General features: G+C 43.5%; 24 protein-coding genes, 1 tRNA gene and 1 riboswitch. Of the genes, 17 read left to right on the top strand and 8 right to left on the bottom strand.

The features are described from left to right. Positions 1-56 precede the first annotated feature (56 nt). Positions 57-314 (bottom strand): glutaredoxin 3, encoded by a 258-nt coding sequence (grxC, locus tag GYX26_RS03035; RefSeq protein WP_174827982.1) that lies wholly within the window; start codon positions 312-314, stop codon positions 57-59. A gap of 144 nt (positions 315-458) precedes the next feature. Between grxC and ftsE the strand changes: the two genes are divergently transcribed. Together ftsE and ftsX are read left to right on the top strand one after the other, a co-directional pair. Continuing rightward, complete coding sequence (gene ftsE, locus GYX26_RS03040; RefSeq protein WP_174827983.1) at positions 459-1,112, top strand: cell division ATP-binding protein FtsE; 654 nt, start codon at positions 459-461, stop codon at positions 1,110-1,112. Then, a complete protein-coding gene (ftsX, locus tag GYX26_RS03045) occupies positions 1,109-2,020 on the top strand; it encodes a permease-like cell division protein FtsX (RefSeq protein ID WP_174827984.1) in 912 nt (303 codons plus the stop codon). The genes ftsE and ftsX overlap by 4 nt, the downstream gene beginning before the upstream one ends. Positions 2,021-2,111: 91 nt before the next feature. On the opposite strand, the gene aroG is transcribed toward ftsX, so the two are convergent. Beyond that, complete coding sequence (aroG, locus tag GYX26_RS03050; protein ID WP_100090342.1) at positions 2,112-3,167, bottom strand: 3-deoxy-7-phosphoheptulonate synthase AroG; 1,056 nt, start codon at positions 3,165-3,167, stop codon at positions 2,112-2,114. 269 nt (positions 3,168-3,436) lie between these two features. After that, positions 3,437-3,481, top strand: a riboswitch (PreQ1 riboswitch). Between the two features lie 6 nt (positions 3,482-3,487). Between aroG and queF the strand changes: the two genes are divergently transcribed. The 5 genes from queF to purB all read left to right on the top strand — a co-directional run bounded on the left by queF (position 3,488) and on the right by purB (position 8,252). Further along, positions 3,488-3,958 carry a preQ(1) synthase gene (gene queF, locus GYX26_RS03055; RefSeq protein ID WP_100099292.1) on the top strand — a complete coding sequence of 157 codons (471 nt, stop codon included), beginning with the start codon at positions 3,488-3,490 and terminating at the stop codon, positions 3,956-3,958. A 101-nt stretch (positions 3,959-4,059) separates the two neighbouring features. Next, positions 4,060-4,719 (top strand): 7-cyano-7-deazaguanine/7-aminomethyl-7-deazaguanine transporter, encoded by a 660-nt coding sequence (locus tag GYX26_RS03060; protein ID WP_100090344.1) that lies wholly within the window; start codon positions 4,060-4,062, stop codon positions 4,717-4,719. A gap of 116 nt (positions 4,720-4,835) precedes the next feature. Next, positions 4,836-5,940 (top strand): peptide chain release factor 2 gene (gene prfB, locus GYX26_RS03065; protein WP_100090345.1). Its coding sequence is split into 2 segments (ribosomal slippage): positions 4,836-4,916 and positions 4,918-5,940, totalling 1,104 coding nucleotides; the frame shifts between segments, so codons are not numbered across the junction. Between the two features lie 60 nt (positions 5,941-6,000). Then, positions 6,001-6,813, top strand: a complete 813-nt coding sequence (locus tag GYX26_RS03070; protein WP_174827985.1) for a glycosyltransferase family A protein — start codon at positions 6,001-6,003, stop codon at positions 6,811-6,813. A 68-nt stretch (positions 6,814-6,881) separates the two neighbouring features. After that, positions 6,882-8,252, top strand: coding sequence for an adenylosuccinate lyase (gene purB, locus GYX26_RS03075; protein WP_174827986.1), 1,371 nt, complete (start codon positions 6,882-6,884; stop codon positions 8,250-8,252). A gap of 209 nt (positions 8,253-8,461) precedes the next feature. Here the strand turns inward: purB and GYX26_RS11260 are convergent, their stop codons facing one another. The 5 genes from GYX26_RS11260 to GYX26_RS03100 form a co-directional block, all read right to left on the bottom strand. After that, a complete protein-coding gene (locus tag GYX26_RS11260) occupies positions 8,462-8,602 on the bottom strand; it encodes a hypothetical protein (protein WP_202984271.1) in 141 nt (46 codons plus the stop codon). Positions 8,603-9,635: 1,033 nt separating this feature from the next. After that, positions 9,636-10,925: a histidinol dehydrogenase gene (gene hisD / locus GYX26_RS03085; RefSeq protein WP_174827987.1), complete on the bottom strand. Its 1,290-nt coding sequence runs from the start codon at positions 10,923-10,925 to the stop codon at positions 9,636-9,638. A gap of 48 nt (positions 10,926-10,973) precedes the next feature. Next, positions 10,974-12,461 carry an NYN domain-containing protein gene (locus GYX26_RS11640; protein WP_100114163.1) on the bottom strand — a complete coding sequence of 496 codons (1,488 nt, stop codon included), beginning with the start codon at positions 12,459-12,461 and terminating at the stop codon, positions 10,974-10,976. 42 nt (positions 12,462-12,503) lie between these two features. Further along, complete coding sequence (hisG, locus tag GYX26_RS03095; protein ID WP_100090350.1) at positions 12,504-13,157, bottom strand: ATP phosphoribosyltransferase; 654 nt, start codon at positions 13,155-13,157, stop codon at positions 12,504-12,506. Between the two features lie 101 nt (positions 13,158-13,258). Then, entirely contained in the window at positions 13,259-13,861 is a 603-nt protein-coding gene (locus GYX26_RS03100) for an SCO family protein (protein WP_174827988.1), read from the bottom strand. Positions 13,862-14,113: 252 nt separating this feature from the next. Between GYX26_RS03100 and GYX26_RS03105 the strand changes: the two genes are divergently transcribed. From GYX26_RS03105 to nfsB, 3 genes are all read left to right on the top strand, one after another. After that, positions 14,114-14,198: transfer RNA gene (locus GYX26_RS03105), tRNA-Leu, on the top strand. 308 nt (positions 14,199-14,506) lie between these two features. Continuing rightward, on the top strand, positions 14,507-15,439 hold the full coding sequence (locus tag GYX26_RS03110; RefSeq protein ID WP_174827989.1) for a nuclease-related domain-containing protein: 933 nt from the start codon (positions 14,507-14,509) through the stop codon (positions 15,437-15,439). A 331-nt stretch (positions 15,440-15,770) separates the two neighbouring features. Further along, positions 15,771-16,415 carry an oxygen-insensitive NAD(P)H nitroreductase gene (gene nfsB / locus GYX26_RS03115; protein ID WP_100090353.1) on the top strand — a complete coding sequence of 215 codons (645 nt, stop codon included), beginning with the start codon at positions 15,771-15,773 and terminating at the stop codon, positions 16,413-16,415. Positions 16,416-18,741: 2,326 nt separating this feature from the next. Here the strand turns inward: nfsB and GYX26_RS03125 are convergent. Next, the gene (locus GYX26_RS03125) at positions 18,742-19,359 is read right to left on the bottom strand and encodes a 5-formyltetrahydrofolate cyclo-ligase (RefSeq protein ID WP_174827991.1); all 618 of its coding nucleotides are present in this window, start codon (positions 19,357-19,359) and stop codon (positions 18,742-18,744) included. Between the two features lie 216 nt (positions 19,360-19,575). On the opposite strand from GYX26_RS03125, the gene rpsB reads away from it, so the two are divergent. The 7 genes from rpsB to ispC all read left to right on the top strand — a co-directional run bounded on the left by rpsB (position 19,576) and on the right by ispC (position 25,695). Then, on the top strand, positions 19,576-20,325 hold the full coding sequence (gene rpsB / locus GYX26_RS03130; protein ID WP_174827992.1) for a 30S ribosomal protein S2: 750 nt from the start codon (positions 19,576-19,578) through the stop codon (positions 20,323-20,325). Positions 20,326-20,437: 112 nt separating this feature from the next. Further along, positions 20,438-21,310, top strand: coding sequence for a translation elongation factor Ts (gene tsf, locus GYX26_RS03135; protein ID WP_100137969.1), 873 nt, complete (start codon positions 20,438-20,440; stop codon positions 21,308-21,310). Between the two features lie 174 nt (positions 21,311-21,484). After that, a complete protein-coding gene (gene pyrH / locus GYX26_RS03140; protein ID WP_174827993.1) occupies positions 21,485-22,204 on the top strand; it encodes a UMP kinase in 720 nt (239 codons plus the stop codon). 131 nt (positions 22,205-22,335) lie between these two features. Then, the gene (gene frr / locus GYX26_RS03145) at positions 22,336-22,893 is read left to right on the top strand and encodes a ribosome recycling factor (RefSeq protein ID WP_100090360.1); all 558 of its coding nucleotides are present in this window, start codon (positions 22,336-22,338) and stop codon (positions 22,891-22,893) included. Positions 22,894-22,921: 28 nt separating this feature from the next. Next, the gene (locus GYX26_RS03150; RefSeq protein WP_100137966.1) at positions 22,922-23,671 is read left to right on the top strand and encodes an isoprenyl transferase; all 750 of its coding nucleotides are present in this window, start codon (positions 22,922-22,924) and stop codon (positions 23,669-23,671) included. Between the two features lie 4 nt (positions 23,672-23,675). After that, entirely contained in the window at positions 23,676-24,485 is an 810-nt protein-coding gene (locus tag GYX26_RS03155) for a phosphatidate cytidylyltransferase (RefSeq protein WP_174827994.1), read from the top strand. A gap of 7 nt (positions 24,486-24,492) precedes the next feature. Continuing rightward, on the top strand, positions 24,493-25,695 hold the full coding sequence (ispC, locus tag GYX26_RS03160) for a 1-deoxy-D-xylulose-5-phosphate reductoisomerase (protein ID WP_174827995.1): 1,203 nt from the start codon (positions 24,493-24,495) through the stop codon (positions 25,693-25,695). The last annotated feature ends 11 nt before the right edge of the window (positions 25,696-25,706 follow it).

The raw sequence follows: 25,706 nt of genomic DNA on the forward strand, positions 1-25,706 counted from the left end.
ATGTTGCAGATTCATGCTGCCGCGCAGGATGAAGGAGAAAAGAGGATAGTACGTGCTTAGCCTGCCAGCAGATCGTCTAGTTTACCTGCTTGATTCAAAGCATTCAAATCGTCAAAGCCGCCAACGTGTACTTCACCAATATAAATCTGCGGTACAGTGCGACGGCCAGTGCGCTGCATCATCTGTTCACGGATTTGTGGGTCGGTATCAATGCGGATTTCATTAATATCGGTTACACCTTTCTGTTTGAGTAATGCTTTGGCCATCTGGCAATAAGGGCATACACCCGTGGTATACATGGTAATCGGTTGCATTGCAATTTCCTCGTATGCGTACAGATACTGATTAGAATAGAGTAGCATACCGCGAACTGGCGATACTGAACAGGTGCAGGCTTTCTTTGGCTGTATGCTGCGGTATAATTGGTTAATATTCATATAACAAACGGACATATACAGATGATTCGTTTTGAGCAGGTTTCAAAAATATATCCGGGCGGTTTTGCCGCACTGAAAAACCTCAGTTTTTCTATTAACAAAGGTGAGATGATTTTTATTGCCGGCCATTCTGGTGCGGGCAAATCAACTATTCTTAAACTGATTAGTGGTATTGTTAAACCAACCAAGGGCAAGGTGTGGCTGAATAATCAGGATTTAGGACGCCTGAATGACAACCAGCTCGGCTATTTGCGCCAGCATATCGGTATTGTGTTTCAGGACCATAAATTGCTGTTTGACCGCAATGTGTTACAAAATGTGATGTTACCGCTGCGTATTATCGGTTATGAGCGCAAACAGGCGGAGCGCAGGGCACGGGTGGCTATTGAAAAAGTTGGATTGGGCGGGCGTGAGCTGGCTGATCCGATTACCTTGTCCGGTGGTGAGCAGCAGCGGTTGTGTATTGCCCGTGCCGTTGTACACCAGCCCAGCTTACTGATTGCTGATGAGCCTTCGGCCAATCTGGACAGAGCCTATGCACTGGATATCATGGAGCTGTTCAAAACGTTTCATGAAGCCGGCACCACGGTGATGGTGGCCGCACATGATGAAACATTAATGGCTGATTATGGCCACCGTATCATCCGCTTGCAGGAAGGCAGGTTATACGCATGAATCAGTTTATTTCACTGCATAAAGAGGCAGGTTGTAAAGCATTGCGCCAGTTGCTGCGCCAGCCGGTTGCAACCTTGCTGATTTTACTTATGCTGGCGATTGCCATGACTTTACCACTGGCTTTGTATCTCGGGGTGCAGAGTGGGCAGAAGGTACTGGGGCAGATGAATGAAGTACCAACCATGACCTTGTACATGCAGGTTAATGCCAAGACCAGCGACAATCAGGCTGTTGAAAAAGCCTTGCGTGGCAATAAGCAGCTGGAAAAAGTGGTGTTTGTAAGTAAACAGCAGGGGCTGGAAGAGTTACAGCGCAGTATGGGTAATCAGGACCTGGTTTCAATGCTTGACAGCAATCCTTTGCCGGATGCATTTACCGTTACTCCACAAGTGGATACACCAGAGGAGCTGGCCGCATTGCAGACTCAGCTCGCACAGCTACCAATGGTAGAAAGTGTAAAAATGGACGCTGAATGGATGCAAACCCTCTATCAGATTAATCAGTTTGTCCATCACCTGTTGTGGTTTCTGGCCATTACATTGGGGCTGGCGTTTGCTCTGGTGGCCTATAACACCATTCGTTTGCAGATTCTCAGCCACCGTGAAGAAATCGAAATCACCAAGCTGTTAGGGGCACCGGCATCATTTATCCGTCGGCCGTTCCTGTATCTGGCTATCTGGCAAAGCCTCTTGGCTACGGCCATCAGTATCGGATTGTGTTACTGGCTCAACTACCAGACCCAACCCTTACTCAGTGCCATTTTGCAGCCATATGGGGTGCATGTTGTCTGGCGTTTTTTCAATCTCTGGGAAGTGCTGACTATTTTACTGGTGGTTTGTGGATTGGGTATGCTGGGTGCGTGGCTGGCCACCCGCCAGCATTTGCTCAGTTTTAAATCCGTACGATAAAAATATCCCCGCGAGCAGCGGGGATATTTTTGAGTAAGACTAGATCAGCAAAAAAACCGGTTTCTGCATGCTCCCTAATATCAATACTAAATTATTTTTGCTGACGTACCTGTGCAGCCTGTGCCAGTAAGGCAAGCATGGTTTCTGTTTCTTCCCAGCCAATGCAAGCATCGGTGATACTCTGACCATAATTCTCCGGATTGTCCTGTCTTCCGGCCATCAGATTGCTCTCTACCATCACCCCCATAATGTGCTGTTCCCCGGCCTGAATCTGGGCGGCAATATCCTGTGCCACTTCCATTTGCCGGCGGTAATCCTTGCAGCTGTTGGCATGGCTGCAATCAATCATCAGGTTGGGTGTTACCTGATGTTTGTTCAGTTCATTCACTGCTGCCTGCACATATTCATGGCTGTAATTGGGTGTTTTCCCGCCGCGCAGGATGATGTGACAATCCGGATTGCCACTGGTGCGCACAATGGCCGAATGACCTGCTTTGGTTACTGAAAGGAAATGATGCGGATGGCTGGAAGCGCCAATGGCATCAATGGCAATTTTCAGATTGCCATCAGTGCCGTTTTTAAAGCCTACCGGACAGCTTAAACCAGAAGCCAGCTCGCGGTGTACCTGACTCTCCGTAGTGCGTGCACCGATTGCGCCCCAGGAAATCAGGTCGGCAAAATACTGCGGAGTAATCATGTCCAGAAATTCGGTAGCTGCCGGCATGCCCATGTTGTTCAGTTCCAGCAACAGTTTGCGAGCCAGACGCAGGCCATAGTTAATATCGTAGGAACCATCGATACGCGGGTCGTTGATAAATCCTTTCCAGCCTACTGTGGTGCGTGGTTTTTCAAAATAAACCCGCATCACAATCAGTAATTCTTTAGCATATTTTTCGCGTAACACATTCAGCCGTTGTGCATATTCCAGTGCGGCTGCTGGGTCATGGATAGAACATGGGCCGATAATCACCAGTAAACGCTTGTCTCTGCCATGTACCAGAGCAGCAATTTCATCGCGTGTATTATGTACTACTTCAGAAGCTTGTTCAGTGATGGGTAATTCATATAAATGGGCAATAGGTGGCAACAGTTCTTTAATTTCTCTAATTCTAACGTCATCTATTGGGCGAGATGCAACCTGATTCATAATAATTCCTGTTTAACACTATTATTCTAAATTTAAATGATTTACCTATCAGGCTATAATGAATGTGCTTAAAAAGCAAGGATTAAACTTTTGCATAGCTATATTATTGCTCTGATATTAATTTATATAGCAGATAATCATTTTTTATGCCTGATTGGCACATATTCTTAGAATAATATATTAATAAAAACCATTTTGTTGTCTTTGCATAGTAACTAAAATCTTGCAACCGTGATTTTAATCCCAAGTAAATTTCCGGTATAATCGCCCATCCTGTGGTTCGTAAACCTCCCACATTAAAAAACTAGGAAATCAACTATATGCGTGCACAAAATGATCTGGGCACAGTGAGCTTGCTGGGTAATCAGCATACGGAATACCGTAGTGATTATGCGCCTGAGCTGCTGGAAGCCTTTGACAATCAACATCCCGATAACGACTATTTCGTTAAATTTATCTGTCCCGAATTCACCAGCCTGTGCCCGAAAACCGGCCAGCCGGACTTTGCCACCATTTATATCAATTATCTGCCGCGTTTGCGCATGGTGGAAAGTAAATCTTTAAAACTGTATTTGTTCAGCTTTCGCAATCATGGTGATTTTCATGAAGATTGTGTCAACATTATCATGAAAGACCTGATTGCCCTGATGCAGCCAAAATATATTGAAGTATATGGTGAATTTACGCCGCGTGGTGGTATTGCCATCCATCCGTATGCCAATTACGGTGAAGCGGATACGCGCTATAGCGATATGGCCGCACAGCGTTTACTCCAGTTTCAGGTGAAATAATAGCCGCACATTGCATTGCTATACCTTTTGCCAGATTCAGCGCATTGGCGTGGCTTACGCTACCTGATGTGATGGTGGCTGGCTGATTGATAGGAACAAATATGTATGAATTTTCTGCTGCGCAGCGCCATAAAGCATTGCGCTGGCTCACTTTTTGGCACATGCTGGTGATTGTGGCCAGTAATTATTTGGTACAGTTTCCCTTTACCCTATTTGGTTTGCACAATACCTGGGGAGCTTTTACCTTTCCGTTTATTTTTCTTACTACGGATTTAACTGTACGGATTTTTGGTTCTGGCTTGGCCAGACGGATTATTTTCTGGGTAATGCTGCCTTCATTGCTGTTTTCCTATGCCATTTCCGTGCTGTTTCAGGATGGGCACTGGATGGGCTGGGCGGCATTAAGCCATTTTGATTTATTTGTGGCACGGATTGCGCTGGCCAGTTTTGCTGCTTATGTTGTTGGCCAACTAATGGATATTCTGGTATTCAACCGGCTGCGGCAATGTCAGCGCTGGTGGCCGGCACCGAGTGCCTCTGCTGTTCTGGGCAGCGCTGTCGATACATTACTGTTTTTTGCCGTGGCGTTTTATCATTCCCCGGATGCATTTATGGCAGCCAACTGGCTACAGATTTCCCTGACAGATTATGCTTTTAAAATCAGCGTTGCCGCACTTTTCTTTCTGCCTACTTATGGAATTGTGCTGCGCTATTTATTGTACCGGCTGACAGCTTTAGCTCCGCGTACTGTAAACAGGTAATTTAGCATCAAATCATGATATCCCATCCATCAGGCCGCTTTTAAAGCGGCCTGATTGCTATAACAGCTTCTGTTATAATACGCGCCTATTTTCAAATACCTGGCTAAGAGAACATCATGGAAGCAGAGCGGATTAATCAGTTAAACAATATTCTGGATGATATGGCATCCCGCAGTCACGATTTACGGAGGTATCTTTGACTACGCTGGCAAAAAAGACCGTCTGGAAGAAGTAATTGGTTTGTCAGAAGACCCAGAGTTGTGGAACGACCCAAAAAAAGCGCAGGAAGTGGGCAAAGAGCGCAAAGTACTTGAAGGCATTGTGTTGACGCTGGATCACCTGCATAGTGGTATCGAAGACAATCGCATGCTGCTGCAAATGGCCGTAGAGGAAAATGATGCCGACGCCTTTGCTGCGGTACAGGCAGATATTACTGCCTTGCAGGAAGAAGTGGCACAGCTGGAATTTAAACGCATGTTTAATCAGCCGGCCGATGTCAACAACTGCTTTATTGATATTGTTGCCGGTGCCGGTGGCACAGAAGCGGAAGACTGGGCAGGCATGTTACTGCGCATGTATGTGCGCTATGGCGAACGCAAAGGCTTTAAGGTAGAAATCCTCGAAGAAGACGAGGGCGAAATTGCCGGTGTCAACCGGGCTACCATCAAGCTGGATGGTGAGTATGCCTATGGATTGCTGCGTACCGAAACCGGTATCCATCGTCTGGTACGCTATTCACCTTTTGATTCCAATAACAAACGGCATACATCGTTTGCTTCAGTATTTGTGTATCCCGAGGTGGACGATAGTTTTGAAGTTGAAATCAATCCGGCGGATTTACGCGTAGATACATACCGAGCATCTGGTGCCGGCGGACAGCACATTAATAAAACTGATTCAGCCGTACGCATTACGCACGAACCTACCGGTATTGTGGTGCAGTGCCAGAATGACCGTTCGCAGCATCGCAACCGCGAAGAAGCGATGAATATGCTTAAGGCAAAGTTATTTGAGCTGGAAATGCGCCGCCGCAATGAAGAAAAACAGAATCTTGAAGCCAGCAAGGATGACGTGGGCTGGGGACACCAGATTCGTTCTTATGTATTCGATTCATCGCGAATCAAGGATTTGCGTACCGGCTACGAAGTCGGCAATATCAAGGCCGTTATGGATGGCGACCTTGATGGCTTTATCGAAGCCAGCCTGAAACAAGGTGTTTAAATAAAGGGTCACAAGGCTGCCTGCTGTATCTGGGCAGCCTTAATTTTGTAAGGTACGTGCATGGACTGCATTGATGTCATCATTCCCTGCTACAACGCAGAAAACACGCTGACGCGGGCAATTAAAAGTGTGCTGGTACAGCCGGAACTGGGTTGCCTGTGGCTGGTTGATGATGCTTCTACCGATAATACCGCCAGCCTGATTCAGCAATGGCAGCAGCGTTATCCACAACAGATTCGGGCAGAGTTTCTGACAACTAACCGCGGGCCAGCACTGGCACGCAACTGGGCAGCATTGCTTTCAGCCAGCAGCCATATTGCTTTTCTGGATGCTGATGATGCCTACCAGCCCCATGCGCTACAGGCAGCCAGCGCAGTATTTCGTTTTCGTCCACAGGCAGGCTTGCTGCGTTTGCCGGTAACTGGACACAATATTCCAGAACATTATCGTCAGCATGCGCAGTTTGCTCTGGTCTGGCGTACCTTTGAAATGATTACGGCCACCAATACAGTTTTTAACCGCGCCTATTTTCTGGCCTGTGGTGGTTTTCCGGCTGATTCACTGTTTCGGCGTCTGGGCGGCGAAGACGGCGCCCTTGGTCTGGCCACGGTAGAAAGCTGTATGGTGGCCACCCTCTTTGATGAGGCCGGTATGGCTGATATTGGTGTCGATTTTTATGGCCACGACAGCATGCATGTACGTAAACTGCTGGATGCCATGCTGTTCGGGCAGAATCGTCCCGATTGTGATGATGCAGCATTGCAGCAGGCAAATGCCGTTACGCAAACCATTGTGCAACGTTTGCAGAATTTGCGCCAGATACTGGATTACCCCAACCCGGGTAAGCAAGCGTTACAGCTTTTTACGGATTAACCGCTTCACCCTATGTGTAATGGTTATCTGAATTTTTGTCTTTTTATAACTCTGGAAGTAGAAGAAACATGATAAATCCGTTATCTGCCCTGTCTCCGTTGGATGGACGCTATGCGCCGGCTGTGGCTGACCTGCGGCCGATTTTCTCCGAATATGGCCTGATGCATGCGCGCGTACAGGTAGAACTGAGCTGGCTCAAAGCACTGGCAACCGAAGCCGGAATCAGCGAAGTGCCGCCATTCAGTGCGGCCACCATTGCCGAGATTGACCGCGTCATTGCTGATTTTTCTCTCGAAGATGCTCAGGCAGTTAAAGCCATTGAGGCCACGACCAATCATGATGTTAAAGCCATTGAATACTGGTTGAAACAGCGCTTTGCCAATGTGCCAGAAGTACTGGCGGTCAGTGAGTTCATTCATTTCTCCTGTACCAGTGAAGATATCAACAATCTGTCACATGCCCTGATGCTGAAACAGGCGCGGGATGAGGTATTACTGCCCAAGCTTAACGAACTGGTAACCGTATTGCGTAATCTGGCACATACCCATGCGGCTTTACCGATGATGTGCCGTACTCATGGGCAGCCGGCCACCCCCAGTACCCTTGGCAAAGAGATTGCCAATGTGGTGGCACGATTACAGCGCCAGATTCAGGCCGTACAGCAACAGCAGTTTCTGGGCAAAATCAATGGCGCGGTGGGTAATTACAATGCCCATCTGGTGGCTTATCCCGATATAGACTGGGAAGGCCATTGCCGCCGTTTTGTTGAGTACAATCTGGGACTGACTTTCAATCCCTATACCATTCAGATTGAACCACATGATTATATGGCAGAATTTTTCCAGAACATCAGCCGTATCAACACCATTCTGATTGATTTTAACCGCGATATCTGGGGCTATATCTCTATTGGTTACTTTAAGCAGAAAGTGAAAGCCGGCGAAGTAGGTTCATCTACCATGCCGCACAAAGTCAATCCAATTGATTTTGAAAATTCAGAAGGTAATCTGGGAATGGCCAATGCCATTCTGGGTTTTCTGGCCGAAAAATTGCCAGTTTCGCGCTGGCAGCGTGATTTAACCGACAGTACTGTATTACGAAACATGGGCGTGGGTTTCGGCTATACCATACTGGGGCTAAGTGCCCATTTGCGTGGTCTGAACAAGCTGGAAATCAATCCAGCCGCATTTGCCGCAGACTTGGATGCCACATGGGAATTACTGGCTGAGCCGATTCAGACAGTCATGCGCCGCTACGGCGTAGCCAACCCATATGAACAGCTCAAAGAGCTTACCCGTGGTAAACACGGCATTACCCCCGAAAGTTTACAGGTTTTTATTAATCAACTGGCTATTCCAGATACGGCAAAAGCGCAGTTACTGGCACTGACACCAGCATTATATGTAGGTAAAGCACAGGAACTGGCTGAACGGATTTAAATCTTTTTCAGACATAACGGTGGGCACTCTGCCCACCGTTATTGTTTATCTGAATACAAGAGAAACTTTCTCACCACAACTAAAACAGCAGCACAATTAAATACCGAATTACTGTTACTGGCATCGACTTTATCCAGATGTGGATAACTTGGCAGAAATTAATTGGCACTTATCATTTATGTGGATAATTTACTAGCTCAATCAGTTTATTATCCGGGATTATAAATATAAATCGAAGTGATTTTTCCACAGGCACCGGTTCTGGTGTTTGGTTCTGGTTTCAGTGGAATATTATGCTGATGCATGATGGCCATTACTTCATCCAGTGTTTCTTCAACAATGAAACACAAATCGCTAAGCCTGAGGTAGGGTGCTGTGCTTTTAGCTTAAATTCATGTCCCAGCTGGTGTAAATTAATTTTCATCTGACCAAAATGCAGCGCAGTGCAGTTATCAGCGAAGGTACTTACCTACATGCTAAGTATATTGGCATAAAAGGCGCACGATGTTTGAATATCTTTAACGGTTAATAGCAGATGATCCAGTGCTTTAATCAGCATAAATTGTTCCCTTACTGTGAAATATGGCGGATTTTAGCTTCAGTATAAATCTGGTCTGTCTGATATAAATTTGATGCTACAGATTCAGGAAATAAAATCGTTAACACTATTGGTTGTAGTCAGATAAACAAACCTGTATCAGATAAAATTGGTATGGCTGGCACATAACCATCAATTTATCTATGAGTGAAGTAACATAATTATTCTGCTTAACGATTAGTAACAGACAATTAAATATTTATAGAGCCACTATTAATTAATGTTTCTGCTCAAAAAGTAGCCAATAAAAAGCACTATACAATTTTATCTGAAATAAAATCTGTGCAGCTTGTACAAATGCAGCACTTGATAAGGGCTGGTATCGATACGCCAAAATAGAAAGCTGTATGTCAGAGGTACTGGAAATGATACAGTCAATTGGGTAGCAGGGATTATTAAAATGGTTATCCCTTTTATGTGGCATAAATACGCTATCGCTAAGATAATATATCAGATAAAATAAAATTACATAGTCATATAGAATGGTAATTCTATACAATTGCTTTATGTGATGCTTATCTGCTAATAATTGAATATTCAAAATACTTATAACCAAGTAATTTTATTTGTACAGCATAAATATCTTGGCAGCTTATTTATTGTAAGCAGTATCTGTTGCAGTCAGTATCAGGAAAATTTATATTCCCATGATCAATGTATATAGCAACTTATATGATAACTGCTTAATAGCGCTACTTAGCTTATTCAGAATAAAACGATTACGCAAACGGTAGATATAAAAATGCCAATGCTTTTTAAGAGCATTGGCATTGGAATTAAACTAATTATTCCATACGTAATTCCGCAGCACGGGCATGTGCCGTCAGCCCCTCACCATGTGCCAGAATGCTGGCAATCTGGCCTAACTTTCTGGCTCCCTGAGCAGAAACCTGAATCAGGCTGCTGCGCTTTTGAAAATCATATACGCCCAGCGGAGAAGCAAAGCGGGCGGTGCGGCTGGTTGGCAAGACATGATTAGGACCGGCGCAGTAATCCCCCAGACTTTCACTGGTATACTGTCCCATAAAAATCGCACCTGCATGGCGAATTTTCGGTGCCCAGTTTTGCGGGTTGGCTACCGACAATTCCAGATGTTCAGGCGCCAGATAATTGGCAATCTCACAGGCTTCATCCAGATTCTGTACCTGAATAATGGCACCGCGATTGGCCAGTGACGCTTCAATGATTTCTTTGCGCGGCATTTGTGCCAACAGTGCCTGCATCTGTGCTTCTACTTCGTGCGCATAGTCAGCATCGGTAGTAATCAGAATCGCCTGAGCAATTTCATCATGTTCTGCCTGACTGAACAAATCCATCGCCACCCATTTGGCTGGGGTAGTGCCGTCAGCAATAACCAGAATTTCACTTGGTCCGGCAACCATATCGATACCCACCACACCAAATACGCGCCGTTTGGCAGCGGCAACATAGGCGTTGCCCGGGCCGGTAATCTTGTCAACCTGAGCAATACTCTGTGTACCGTAAGCCAGTGCTGCTACAGCCTGTGCACCGCCAATGGTAAATACCTGTGTTACACCGGCTACATAGGCCGCAGCCAAAACAATATCATTACGTTCTCCATAAGGCATAGGTACAACCATCACAATTTCAGCCACACCGGCCACATGTGCTGGTATAGCATTCATCATTACCGAGCTCGGATAGGCAGCCTTGCCACCGGGAACATAAATACCTACCCGGTCCAGAGCAGTAATCTGCTGTCCCAGTAGCGTACCGTTTTCATCCTCATACTGCCAAGACTGCTGTTTCTGGTGCTGATGATAGCTTTCAATCCGTTTGGCTGCGGTTTGTAATGCCGTCTGGGCATCTGCCGGCAGTCGGGTAAAGGCTGCGGCCAGGTCTGCCTGACTTAAAGTCAGCTCAGCCATGGATTGTGCCTGCGTATGGTCAAAGCGATTGGTGTATTCGATTACAGCAGCATCACCACGCTGCTGTACATCTGCACAGATAGCAGCCACGGCTGCATCCACTTGTGGATCCTGTGCAGTTTCAAACGCCTGTAGTGCAGTTAACTGAGTCTTAAAATCAGCATCCTGCGTAGAAATATATTTCATACCTTTGTATTTCGGGCAGCCTAAGCTGCCCGATCCTGATATTATTAATTAAAGATTGTTACCAAAATTATCATCATCTTCATCAATAACAGGTGTTACTGATTTGGCAGCAAGTTCATGTGCCGGAATGGTATTGCCATCTACTTCAACATCATAGGGTTTAATTACCCGTACCCGCAAGCCACGGCCGGCTTTGCGGCTGTCTACCCATTCACTGCTGATGGCTGCAATGGCGTTATTAGCACTATCAAAGCCATAATCTCTGGCATTGAAGCCACCATCGCTGGTTACCAGCTCACGGGCAACTGAGCTGACTGTTGCCCAGCCTTCGATATCACAGGTGCGCTCAATGGCTTTCTGCACCATTGGTACCAGACGGTTCCAGTGATGACGGCTGGAAGTTTCATTACTGGAACGGCCAGGCTTGGCTGAACGGCTATTGAAAGCAGATTTAGACGGGCGGCCACGACCACGGCCGCTTGTGGCCGGAGTTACTGCAGCTTCAAATACGGTTTTGCGAGGACGGCCACGACCGCGCTTGGTCTGGTCTTCACGCGTTTTATCGTAATTGGTAAATTCTGGTTCCTGAGTTTCAATTTGTACCAGCAGCGGCTCTTTATCTTTCTTTTTCTCTTCCGGTTCAATGGTTACACTGACCTTTTCTGCCGGCATTGCTGTAGAGACTGCCGGAATGGTAATTACCAGCGGTGCATCATTGTTCTGCTGGAAAGCCGCTTGTTCACCAACCGGTGCATAAGACTTGCTTTCTGTTTTCGGAGCAAGATTATTATTGCGTTTTTTCAGACGCAGCCATAAATGATTACCATGCATCTGAGTTTCAAAAATGTCTATCGCATTAATCAGATAGGAAAGTTTGGTATAGCCATAATTGCGCGCATCAAAATCAGAATTTACCTTGTTGATATATTGACCAACCACACCCAGTGATGTCCAACCCTCATCATCAGCATGTTCCTTCACTGCATTACGGAACAGATTTATCAGTGCAGTATCCTGTTTCAGCTCGGCTGGGGTTTTGCGTTTATTGCGGAAAATTGGTGTCTGAGTTTTGTCTTCACCGATTTCTATCGTAGTATGGCTGAGCAGATTTTCGGTATAAATAAACTTGTCACAAGCTTTGCGGAATGATTCTGGCGTTTTCTTCTGCCCGAAACCATACACGGTCAGTCCATTTTCGCGGATACGCGAAGCCAGACGGGTAAAATCACTGTCGCTGGAGACAATACAGAAACCATCAAAAGTATTACTGTACAATAAATCCATCGCATCAATGACCATAGCCATATCAGTGGCATTTTTTCCCTTGGTGTAAGCGAACTGCTGCACCGGGGTAATCGCATGTGGTAATAGTGCGTCTTTCCATTTGGACAAACCACTACTCCAGTCGCCATAAATACGTTTAACACTGGCAATGCCATATTTCGCAATTTCTTCCAGTAAAGATTCCACAGTACTGGCTGAAGTATTATCCGCATCAATGAGTACTGCTAGTTTGGCTGAATTTTCTGTAGTCATTTAAAGAATTCCTATTCAATATAAATAAGCTTAAAAATAAGTTTAAATTTGTTGATTTTTTGCATAGGCAAAAACATCAATAATGGGTTGTATGGCTGCATATTTCAGCTTTAAAGCCGCCTTGTTTACCACCAGCTGACTGGAAATATCCACAATATGTTCCACTGCATGCAGATTATTTGCCTGTAATGTATTACCGGTAGAAACCAGATCGACGATTGCATCGGCTAATCCTACCAATGGAGCCAGCTCCATCGAACCATACAGTTTAATCAAATCAATATGCACACCCTTACCGGCAAAATGCTCGGCAGCAATATTCGGGTATTTACTGGCTACCCGTAAACGGCAACCAGGCTGCGAAGCTGCCGCGTAATCAAAGCCCTTGCGTACCGCCACCATCATCCGGCATCGGGCAATATTTAAATCCAGAGGCTGATATAGCCCATCGCCATCATGTTCAATTAAAACATCTTTTCCGGAAATTCCAAAATCTGCCGCGCCATATTGCACATATGTGGGCACATCTGTTGCGCGGACAATAATTAAACGGATATTTTCATGATTCGTATTAATAATCAGTTTGCGTGATTGTTCCGGGTCTTCAATCGCATGAATTCCCGCCGCTGCCAGTAGTGGCAGAGTTTCTTCATAAATTCGACCTTTGGATAACGCTATGGTTAATTGTGCAGTCATTTTTTTCAGTATAGAGGAAAAGTAAAACTTTTTTAAGCTATAAATTTATTATTGGCTAAAAATAAATTTGTATAAAATATAAAAATATTAATTAAATAATTTTAGTCTAACAATTGTTTTATGTCATGGGTCAATTGAGTGGCTGTCTGGCTGTGTGGTTCATAAACCACGGTATGTCCCTGTTTATCTAGTAAATAAGTACCTGTGCTGTGATCAACTAAATATTCATTTGAGCTACGCCCGGCTACTTTGTGTACAGCGATTTTATATTGGCCGATAACATTATTAAGCGCTTCCATGTGCTGTTTGTCTACAGTTAAACCAATAAAATCCGGATTAAAAGCGGATGCATAAGCAGTCATAACCTGTGGCGTATCACGCTGAGGGTCTACAGTAATAAATAATACCTGTACCTGTTTACCCTTTTCCCCCAACTGATTTATGGCGTCTGCATAGGCAAGCAGATTGGTTGGACATACATCAGGGCAATGAGTATAGCCAAATACCAGCGCTACCACCTTACCCTGAAAATCTCGCAGATGTATTGTTTTCCCATTTACACCCAGCAAAGAAAAATCTTTGCCACCAAGACCTGCATCACGTACATCGCTGCCTTCAAAACTATATTGCTTTGGCTCAACAGCGTTTGTACTTGCTACCTGTTCCGTAGACGCTGCCTGCTGTGGTTGGCATGCGCTTAGCATCAGTGCAGATATCATTAAAGCCAGAAAAGATTGGATTTTAAGCATAAATTTATTAATAATACAAAAGTTGTACATTTATAATGTTCAGATAACAATACTATACAGATTTTTAGTTCTAATTAATAAGTAAAATATAAAAAAATCCAAATATAAAATCAATATTTTATTCAGAAATAATTAGAAAAAAATTTTTGCCATAAAAAAATTCTTTACAACAACAGAAAATCCGTTATAATGCCGTTTTCTTCGCTAGCCCAGGTGGCGAAATTGGTAGACGCAGGGGACTCAAAATCCCCCGCCGCAAGGTGTGACGGTTCGAGTCCGTCCCTGGGCACCAGATTTTGAAAACCGCTGATAACAGCGGTTTTTTTACGTCTGTTACCTGGCGATTTTATGTGTCCCAGATAATGGGCAATCAGCCAGACTGCTGGTCAGGTATTGTGTTTAAGCAGACAAAAACTTTGTGGTTAAACTAACCTGTTCAACACAGTATTTATGGCAGATTTCGCAGAACGCAGACTTTATTATAAAAATGTACCATGTTTATCATGTATGCATTTATTTTTACCAATAGTAATCATACAGTTACAGACTGGACATTATTGACAAATCTTTCAAGACAAATTATTAAAATTCACTGAACAAATGATTATTAAACAGGCTGATAGCAAAAAAAAAGATTTGGAGGCACTAGAGCAGCTATTGCAATGGCCTGATTTAGCGCAACAGACACGGCAAAATATTGAGCAGCAGATACGATTAATTCGCTCGGGCATAAAAGGCGAAGCAGAATCAGCTTATCAGTTGCAATTTCATTTTGGCAATCACCCTGATTGGGTAATTATCAACGATTTGAGGTTGCAATATCAGGGTAAAGTGGCACAAATAGACCATTTACTGATTAATCGTCACCTGCAAATATTTGTATGTGAAAGCAAAAGAGTAGCTGGTAGTCTGATTATCAATGAACTGGGTGAATTTTCACGCATGTATAAAGGCAAAGGACAAGGCATGCCTTCGCCACTGGAACAGAACCAGCGCCATATCACCTTACTGAGCAAACTGTTGCAAACCAATCTGATTCAGTTGCCCAGCCGTTTCGGCTGGCGGCTACGACCATCCATGCACAGTCTGATACTGATTTCCAATGATGCCTATATCCGGCGTCCTAAAATTTCTGTACCAGGGCTGGATCAGATTATTAAAAATGAACAGCTGAAAACAAAAGTGCACCAGTTAAGCAAAGGTTTGGGTATATTCAGTTTTATTCGCACTGCATCGTGCACCAGTCTGCAAAAATTTGCCCGCCAGCTAGTGCAGCTGCATCAACCGGCACAATATGACTGGTTAGGCTATTTTGGCTTGAATCATTTAGCCAGTAAATTTGCTCACCTTGCTACTGAGATTCAGCCACAATCGCAGACTGAAAACCAGAGTCAAACAGCCAGCCATTATTTTTGTATTGCCTGTCATAAAAATATTACCGCCAGTGCCGCTTACTATTGCTGGAATCATAAAAACATATTTGGTGGAAAAGCTTATTGTTATCAATGCCAGCAAAAAATTAAACAGCAATAAATACATTACTCGTGAATTTCCGTATCCTCGTTTGATATACCTTAGCTTTTATCGTCAACAAAAACGATTGATATCAGACATCCATAACAGGAATGGATTAAAGCCAATATTTTTTACACAATAAGTACTGGTAAAAAAAGTTACAGAAATGCAATACTATAATTATCAGATATGAAAGTGCGACTTTTGAATTTATACAAGCAATATGCAGTAGTAATATTTGTTTTCACAGGTAGCCATATCTACGAAACTGCCACGAATATTATTCTTATATAAATTCAACAGGTTGAACTATCATATCAATATTGTAGACAATAACAGGAATCCAATTATGAACATTGCCGATATTTCCAGACAGCGTTATACCACCAAGCATTATGATAAAACCAGAAAAATCCCGGCTGAGCAATTAACGCAATTATTCGAAGTTATCAGAAACAGCCCTTCTTCAGTAAATGCTCAACCATGGCATTTCTTTGTAGTGGATAATGATGCGGCACGTGCCAGAATCATGCCAGCAATAATGGAAATAAATCATCCACGGGTAGCAGATTCATCTCATACTCTGATATTTTGTGCCAAAACACCGCTGGATGAACAGCATTTACAAACCGTGCTAGCACAGGAAGAAAAAGATGGCCGTTTTGGAGAAGGTGAAATCAAGGAAATGATGGATAAAGGTCGCCATTTCTTTGTAAATAAAAACAGCACTACGTCACAAGCTCAGCTCGAATGGGAAAGCAAACAGTTATATATCGTACTGGGACAGCTATTATTTGCTGCTGCCGCTATTGGCATTGATTCAACGGCGATCGAAGGTTTTGATGATGAAAAAATGGATGATATTTTAGAATTAAAACAACAGGGCTTAAAAAGCATTCTGGTGGTAAGCCTCGGTTATCGTGCTGCTAATGACAGTAATGCCAGTCGTCCGAAATCACGTCTGCCGATAGAACAGATATTTACCCAGATATAATTTATTTTCTGATTTTATAAATAAAATAGATTCTTTTAGTTAACTGAAAGAATCTATTTTGATATAAGGCTAATTGGTATTAGCAGTAGCCACACCAATAATATTTACATACTTAAATGATAATATTTGATGTTAACAGATAGTATAACCCGCTTGGTTTGATACAAAATTTATTTGTATTTGTCTTGTAATCTTAATATTTCAATAATAACATAAAAATTTTATCTAATTTATATTATTGAATTTTAATAGAAAATATTGATTTTTTATTATCTGAATGAAGAATGTGCCAGTATCCGATTAAAGCAGTTCAATATGTCATATGCTTAATAGCTGAGGCTAAACTCTATATATAAGGGAAAATTTTCCCTAAAAATAGGTTTCTAAGTTAGGTTTTCAATTAATATATAAAATATCCAGTCAGCAGATTCATAATATCAAACGGCATGATTGCCCATTAGTCCAATAAAAACTCTGCTTACAGTGAAATGAACACGAGATGAACGTTAATGTTGATTGTGAATATAAATAATTAACTTATCAAATTGTTACTGTAAGAAAAATACATGAAACCCACCTTTTTTAAATTACCGTTCTTTTTTGTACTGTTTTATTGGCTGCTCGATATCAAATTTTTGTTTAGGTATGAACTATTTATGGATAATACAGTTTTCAACTAGGCAAGTTAAGCCGTATATTCCGATAAATTCTCTTGCATCAATAATTGTTTGTATAATTATATCTAATACTTTTACTCAGTTAGCAAATCTGGTTGTAATTTTTATCACTCCAGCAATAGCGGTTGTGCTGGTATGCGATTTATCGGGTCAATAAAAAATCTTTAGTATGTATTCTTCATTTTAAGTTTCTTTCTTGGTGCTGCTACAGAACCTTTAGAACGTAATGCTGTAATTATTGCTTCTTATTCGATTTTTTTATTGATTGTTAATTATCATTGGCTATTTTGCTTTACGCAAACAATTTACTGTTATCGAAGATAAAGTACAAGTAAAAGCATTAATTTTAAGTTCCACCATTGCTTTTATTTTGACATTGTTGCTGGCGATAATTGCTTTCTTTCTCAATTCATATTGTTGGCAATGGTTTGAAAATAGAATTTATTCATTAACAGAACAAGAAGCGATAGCTTATGGGATATATTATTTCTTCTTGCTTTATGAGCAATTGGCTGGGTAATGGCTCGTAAAACAGTAAAGGCATTTTTTAGTAAATAAAATTTGCACCAATTCACTAAATTGATTTTGAATTCGTTACATTGGCATTAATCAAGTTTAATTTTGATGGCTATTAACGGAGATACTTTTATATCGAGCGCAACGAGTGTTGCACCATAACAATAATCCTCATCACCCTCATTATTACCAAATTACCCACCCATCTCAAATCTTTCGGAATAAGCTCCTTTTTCCATCGTAACAGACATTATTTTTGTCTTTAGCGTAGTAGCGGGTACAGTAATGGCTAGTAACGATTTCAAACATTTCAGGATCTAAATCATCCAGTACAAATCAGTTTAATTCGAATAATATTTATAAATATGATTTTTATCTTTAAAATGATTTTCCTGTGCCACAAATTGAGCACTATTAGGAGCAACATAAGGTAATTTGTGCTTTTCATAAAAAAGTGGTTTTTGTCTTTCACCATATGCTTAGCTAAACCTGAGATAATGCCATCTTTCTTAAACATTAAGCTATTTACATCGGCAGCCAATTTGTCGGCTCAGATAAATGTTAGGTTGAAACATAGCAGACCTAGTCATCAATAATATAATGTCCAGTATCTAATGAGTTGAATTTGATCATTAGAAGAATCTGTAATCCAAAGTCCTCTCTTGGCAAAAGCAGTTTGCTCAAAAAGGAATATTGTCGCTATAGCAAAAATAAAACGAATAATCCAAAAAAAGTGCTTTATTTTTTGCATGGATAAATCCTCTGTATCTAATAAAGAATTTCCAATCCTTATTGTTATACTCGTTTGAGGCACAGGCACCAAATATTGCCATGTTTCAATTTATCATCACTCGTCTTAGAGTAGATTAATGTATAGCATGAGTTAATCTATTTCCAGTAAATTGGATGGCATATTGCGTTATAATTATATGAAATTTAATATTTTATAGCTCAGAGTTTATATCCATTTCTCTACAATAAAGCACGGGGCTTTAAGCTTATTGATAATAAAAATATAACTACTAAGCCGATTATTTCAAAATGACATGCTACGCATTAATTAAAATACATAAAATTTTATATCGTCTTTCAATACAAATATATTTTTTGGCATGGTTTTGAATCAGTAATCATTAATTATGCTGGCTGTTCAAATATTGGTAGCCATTTTCACTGACAAATATAGGTATATTAATATCATGGTCTTCTGATTGAATTGAATCCACTTGCTGGCAGCTAAATCCAGCACCTATTAATAATGGCTGACGATAGCGAAATCTTGCCAGAGTTGCATCATAATAGCCGCCACCCTGTCCCAGTCGATTACCCTGATGATCTATGCCAAGTAGTGGTATCAGCATAGTATGTAAATAGCGTGCCCGGATTTTGCATCCATTAAACTGCGGTATTTTGTGCTTGCCAGTATTCTGGTGATGCAGACTCAGATAACGAACAGTAGCGTGACGGCGAGGGAGACGAGGGCAGGGTGTAAACCATAGCTGGCGTTTTTTAGGTTCAATATAAGGCAAATAAACCTGAGCGCCGCGTTTCTGCGCCGTTACAATTAACGACCATAAAGATAATTCACTACCAACAGCCCAGTATACGGCTATGCGTTTCTGGCGCCGGATAAATGGGTATAAAAGACAGTTGATTTTCTTGGTCGCTAATCGACGTGTTTCTTGGCTTAATGCTTTCCTGCGTTGGCGCAACAGTCGCCGTAATTGTTGTTTATCTGAGTGAGTAGTCATGGATTTCAACTAACAAATTTATATACAATGGTTTTAGACGATGGAATAAGGGGTATGGATTGCTATACTTGTGAAGATGTATTTTTTCCTGTATTATTCCGTGGTTTTACCTCGGTAAAAAATTTTTAGTAACGCTCGCATCGTACGCGAAAGGGTGCTCTGTTGCAGAGTTCTATGCGTGGCGGTGTCAGGCTTTAACCCTTTAAGGATTGAATTATGTCACAAATTACCATGCGCCAGATGCTGGAAGCAGGCGTACACTTTGGTCACCAGACCCGCTACTGGAACCCGAAAATGGCTGAGTATATTTTCGGTGCGCGTAACAAAATCCATATCATCAATCTGGAAAAAACCCTGCCGCTGTTTGTAGAAGCACAGGATGTTGTGCGCCGTCTGGCTGCCAACAAAGGTACTGTTCTGTTTGTAGGTACCAAACGTCAGGCACGTGATATCATTAAGGAAGAAGCAACCCGCGCTGGTGCTCCTTACGTGGATCATCGCTGGCTGGGCGGTATGCTTACCAACTACAAAACCGTAAAACAGTCTATCAAACGTCTGGAAGAAAAAACCGCTGCGCTGGAAAATGCCACTGAAGCCGGTTATGGTAAAAAAGAAGTGCTGGAAATGCAGCGCGAAGTGGCCAAGCTGGAACGCTCTTTAGGCGGTATCAAAGACATGAAAGGCTTGCCGGATGCGATTTTTGTTATCGATACCGGCTATCAGAAAGGTACGCTGGTAGAAGCTGCCAAGCTGGGTATTCCGGTTATCGCTATCGTTGATACCAACAACAGCCCTGACGACGTTAAATACGTGATTCCGGGTAATGACGACTCAGCCAAGGCAATCCGTCTGTATTGCCGTGGTATTGCCGATGCCATTTTAGAAGGTAAGGCTCAGTCTTTACAGGAAGTGGTACAGGCTGCTCAGGCTGCGGAAGAAAGACAGGCTGCAGCTACTGCTGAGTAATCAGTAATCTCGCATCTTTGTAAAAGAAGGGGACGTTAGTGCCCCTTTTTTTGAAACAATTTTCAGCCTGATATCCATCCGGCTGAGCGTAATCAAGTTTAAGGAGTAAAACATGGCTGCAATTACTGCAAAAATGGTAGGTGATTTGCGTGCTGCTACCGGTTTGGGCATGATGGAATGCAAAAAAGCACTGGTAGAAGCTGAAGGTAACATGGAAAAAGCAGAAGAAATTCTGCGCATCAAATCCGGTGCCAAAGCTGGCAAACTGGCCGGCCGTACTGCGGCAGAAGGCGTAGTTGCTGATTATGTAGATGGCAAAGTAGGTGCCGTTGCCGAAATTAACTGTGAAACAGACTTCGTAGCCAAAGATACCAGTTTTATGGCATTTGCTCAGGCTGTGGCCAAAGCTGTTGCCGTACATAACCCTGCTACTCTGGAAGCTCTGGCTGAAGCCAAAACTGATGACGGTGTAACTATTGAAGAAGCACGTAAAGCTGTTATTGCCAAACTGGGTGAAAACATTACTGTACGTCGCTTCGAACGCATTGAAACCGACAACAGTCTGGTTACCTATATGCACGGTACCAAAATCGGTGTACTGGTTGAGCATAAAGGCGGCGACACTCAGGCTATCCGTCAGGTAGCAATGCATATCGCTGCCTCCAAGCCACAATGTGTTTCTGCTGCTGAAGTAGACCCTGAAATTGTAGCTAAAGAACGCCACATCTATGAAGAACAAGCAGCTGCTTCCGGCAAACCGGCAAACATCATTGAAAAAATGGTTGAAGGCCGCGTGCAGAAGTTTCTGGCTGAAGTAACCCTACTGGGACAGCAGTTTGTTATCAATCCTGATCAGACTGTGGAAAAATTCCTGAAAGAACAGAATGCTGAAGTAAACCGTTTTGTTGCTTTCCACGTTGGTGAAGGTATTGAGAAAAAAGAAGTAGATTACGCTGCTGAAGTCGCTGCTGCTTCTAAAGTATAAGGCAATTAATGCCATGGGCACTCTGGATTCAGGATACTGAATCAGGGTGCTTTTTTTTGAGTTATCTGTTTACTCCGGTTGAGATAACTGAAATAAAAGTTCCCATCCTTATCCATTGAAAATTATAGTGATAGCTGTTAATTATCTAATGGCAAACTGACAGAAAGAATGATCATGACTAAACCAGCTAAATACAAGCGTGTATTATTGAAACTATCCGGTGAGTCCCTGATGGGGCCAGATGCTTTCGGTATCAATCGCGATACCATTATGCAAATCACCGCACAGGTCAAAGAAGTGGTCGACATGGGCGTAGAAGTAGCCATTGTTATTGGTGGTGGTAACATCTTTCGTGGCATGGCACAGTCAGCCAAAGGCATGGAACGTGCAACAGCCGATTACATGGGCATGATGGCAACAGTGATGAATGCATTGGCCTTGAAAGAGGCATTTGAAACCCAGCAGGTTAAAGCCCGAGTTCAGTCTGCCCTGAGTATGCAGCAGGTTGCAGAAACCTATGCCCGTCCCAAAGCCATTCAGTATCTGGAAGAAGGCAAGGTGGTAATTTTCGCAGCAGGAACCGGTAATCCGTTTTTCACCACAGATACAGCAGCCAGCTTACGTGGTGTGGAAATGAATTGTGATATTATGTTAAAAGCAACCAATGTAGATGGTGTGTATACTGCCGACCCCAAAACCAATCCTGAGGCTAGACGTTATCAAGAGATTACCTTTGATGAAGCGATCAGCCAGAACCTCAAGGTGATGGATGCTACAGCATTTGCCTTATGCCGCGAGCAGAAACTGAATATCGTAGTATTTGGTATATTCAAGCCAGGTGCACTGAAAAATGTCATTATGGGTGAAGACGAAGGTACATTGGTTCACGTATAAAACCCACCAGAGTACTTAACTAAACTTGTGGTGACGCGTATAACTGCGTTAGTATGCGCGTTTGCCATTTTCTGGTAGCAAAAATTTCGAAAAGATTGAAATAAATGCAGCCAGTTCAGACAGGAATGTTCATGATTAACGAAATTCAACACACCGCTGAAACCAAAATGCAGAAATCCCTTGAAGTATTGCGCGATAATCTGTCTAAAGTCCGCACAGGACGCGCGCATACCGGATTACTTGATCAGGTAGAAGTAGAATACTACGGAAGCATGGTTTCAGTTAGTCAGGTTGCCAGCGTAACCTTGCTGGATGCACGTACCATTGGGGTTAAACCCTATGAAAGCAAAATGGCAGCCGTTATCGAAAAGGCAATCCGCAACTCCAATCTGGGTTTGAATCCAGCAGCCATGGGTGATTTAATTCGGGTGCCAATGCCAATGCTCACTGAAGAGCGGCGTAAAGATTTGATAAAAGTAGTCCGTGGCGAAGTGGAAGATGGCCGGGTAGTAGTCCGTAATGTCCGCCGTGATGCCAATAATGACCTCAAACGTCTGCTTAAGGACAAGGAAATCAGTGAGGATGAAGCACACCGTGGCGAAGAAGGCATTCAGAAACTTACCGATAAATACATTGCTGAAATTGATAAAATGTTGGCCACCAAAGAGGCCGACCTGATGGCAATCTAAACCTTTTAATCGACGTAAAGGATGTGTTTTGACTACCAGTAGTACCCAAAGCGTACCTGATCACACTGAAATTCCGCGTCACATAGCCGTTATCATGGATGGTAACGGACGCTGGGCTAAAAAGCGTTTTATGCCGCGTATCATGGGGCATAAAAAAGGTCTGGAAATGCTAGAAGAAATGACAGCCAACTGCGCTCGTATGGGCGTAGAGTATCTGACTGTCTTTGCTTTTTCTACCGAAAACTGGCGTCGCCCGGTTGATGAAGTTAATTTTCTGATGAACCTGTTTTTGCAATCATTGCAAAAACGGGTACAAAGACTGCATAAAAATAACCTGCGTCTGCGTGTCATTGGCGATCGTAGCCGTTTTGCAGCAGAAATCGTGCGTGGTATTGAAGAAGCCGAAGCATTAACAGCCGCTAATACTGGCCTTACGCTCACAATCGCAGCCGATTATGGTGGCCGCTGGGATATTTTGCAGGCAGCCAATCAAGCTATTGCGGCTGGTGCCACCGAGCTGACTGAGACCAGTATTCTACCGTATCTGTCACTTGGTGATGCTCCGGAGCCGGATCTGTTTATCCGTACTGGTGGTGAAACCCGCATCAGTAATTTTCTTTTATGGCAACTGGCTTATACCGAGTTATATTTCACGCCGGTTTTGTGGCCTGACTTTGACGAGTCCCAGCTAGATACTGCTATCCGCTCCTATCAGGTACGGGAGCGACGGTTTGGCAGAACTTCGGAGCAGTTGCCTCTTACCCAACAGCGTCCCTGATTTTATGCTCAAACAACGTATTCTCACTGCTCTGGTTTTATTGCCCCTAATGATAGGTATGTTGTTTGGGGCCAACAACAGTTTATGGGCTGCTTTCAGCGGTTTGATCGCATTACTGGCGTTATGGGAATACGCCCGTATTGTTCATTTTTCTAGTATCCAGAACGCCCTCTATCTGCTATTAAGTGCAGCAGGGGGCTGTTGTCTTTATTCCTATTGTCAACAGACTGTATTGCCACTATGGATACAGATAACAGTACTGCTGTTTTGGCTGATTATCGTGCCAGTCTGGCTAAAATTTAAATGGAAAATCGGAGCAAACCTGTTTGGTATCCTGATAGGCTGGCTGTTAATGGTACCTTTCTGGCAGGCTTTAATATCCCTGCGGCCAGATACCGCAGCAGCTACTGCTCTGCTATCCATCATGGCACTGGTGTGGATTGCCGATATTGCGGCCTATTTTGTCGGCAGGGCAGTGGGTAAACGCAAACTGGCACCGACAATCAGCCCGAATAAAAGCTGGGAAGGTGCCATTGGCGCAGTTATCTGCGTTGCTATCTATACAGTTGTCCTGCAACAGCAAAGCTGGCTGCCCATTACCTTGCCTTGGTGGCAAAACCTTTGTCTGGCGGTGATTCTGACTGCTGTGAGTATCTGCGGCGATTTACTGGAAAGCTGGCTCAAGCGTGCCGGAGGTGTAAAAGACAGCAGCCAGCTTTTACCCGGCCATGGCGGGGTGTTTGACCGAGTAGATTCTCTGATTGCCGTACTAAGCGTGTATGCAGCCTTACTGGCCTGTTTTAGTGTAAAGTGATTTCCTGATGAGTGGTTGTAATCCAACGTCCATAACCATCCTGGGGGCTACCGGAAGTATTGGCCTCAATACTCTGGATGTTATTGCCCGACATCCCGAACGATTTGCTGTTTTTGCGTTGACTGCACACCAGCAAATTGATCGTCTGGCAGAATTATGTATTCGTTTTCAGCCAGTTTATGCTGTAGTTGCCTCAGCAACACAGGCAAGTGCCCTGCAAGTACAATTACAGGCTGCCGCTGTGACTACTGAGGTATTATTTGGTGAGCAGGCCCTGTGTGATGTCGCTCAGGCCAGTGAAACTGATGCAGTCATGGCTGCCATCGTCGGTGCTGCCGGGTTAAAACCAACTCTGGCCGCGGCCAAAGCAGGTAAAACCATTTATCTGGCAAACAAAGAAACTCTGGTAGTTGCCGGTGCATTATTTATGCAAACTGTACAGCAAAATGGTGCGCGCCTGTTACCGGTTGACAGTGAGCACAATGCCATTTTTCAGGCTTTGCCGGCAGATTATCAGGGTGATTTGGAGCAGGCCGGAGTGGCTTCGCTGATTTTAACTGCATCAGGCGGTCCTTTCCTGCATACTCCACTGGCAGATTTTGCTGCCATTACCCCAGAAGCCGCGATACAGCATCCCAACTGGCAAATGGGGCGCAAAATTTCCGTTGATTCAGCCAGCATGATGAATAAGGGGCTGGAGTTGATTGAGGCACGCTGGCTATTTAATGCCGCTGCCGAACGGCTGGAAGTAGTCATCCATCCGCAAAGTGTGATACACAGTATGGTACGCTACATAGATGGCTCAGTGCTGGCACAAATGGGTGAGCCGGATATGCGTATTCCGATTGCACATTGCCTGGGATTGCCAGACAGAATTGACTCAGGGGTTAAACAGCTAGATTTTACCCGTTTAAGTGGCTTAAACTTTCTGGCACCGGATTTTGTACGCTTCCCATGCCTGAAACTGGCCTATGATGTATTGCACAGCAGCCACGCTGCCAGCTCCTGTATACTGAACGCGGCCAATGAAATTGCAGTGGCTGCCTTTTTGGAAGGGCTTATTCGCTTTACCGAACTGGCATCAGTAGTAGACAACTGTCTACAGCACTTCAGTGGGCAGTCTGCATCATCTATTGAGGAGCTCCTGCAATTGGATGCACAAGTGCGTAGTGCAGCAAAAACATGGGTAGCTAGCCGGGCTGCCAGATAAGAACAGGATAA

This window comes from Snodgrassella sp. ESL0253 (assembly GCF_013344965.1).
In the GTDB taxonomy this organism is placed as follows: domain Bacteria; phylum Pseudomonadota; class Gammaproteobacteria; order Burkholderiales; family Neisseriaceae; genus Snodgrassella; species Snodgrassella alvi_B.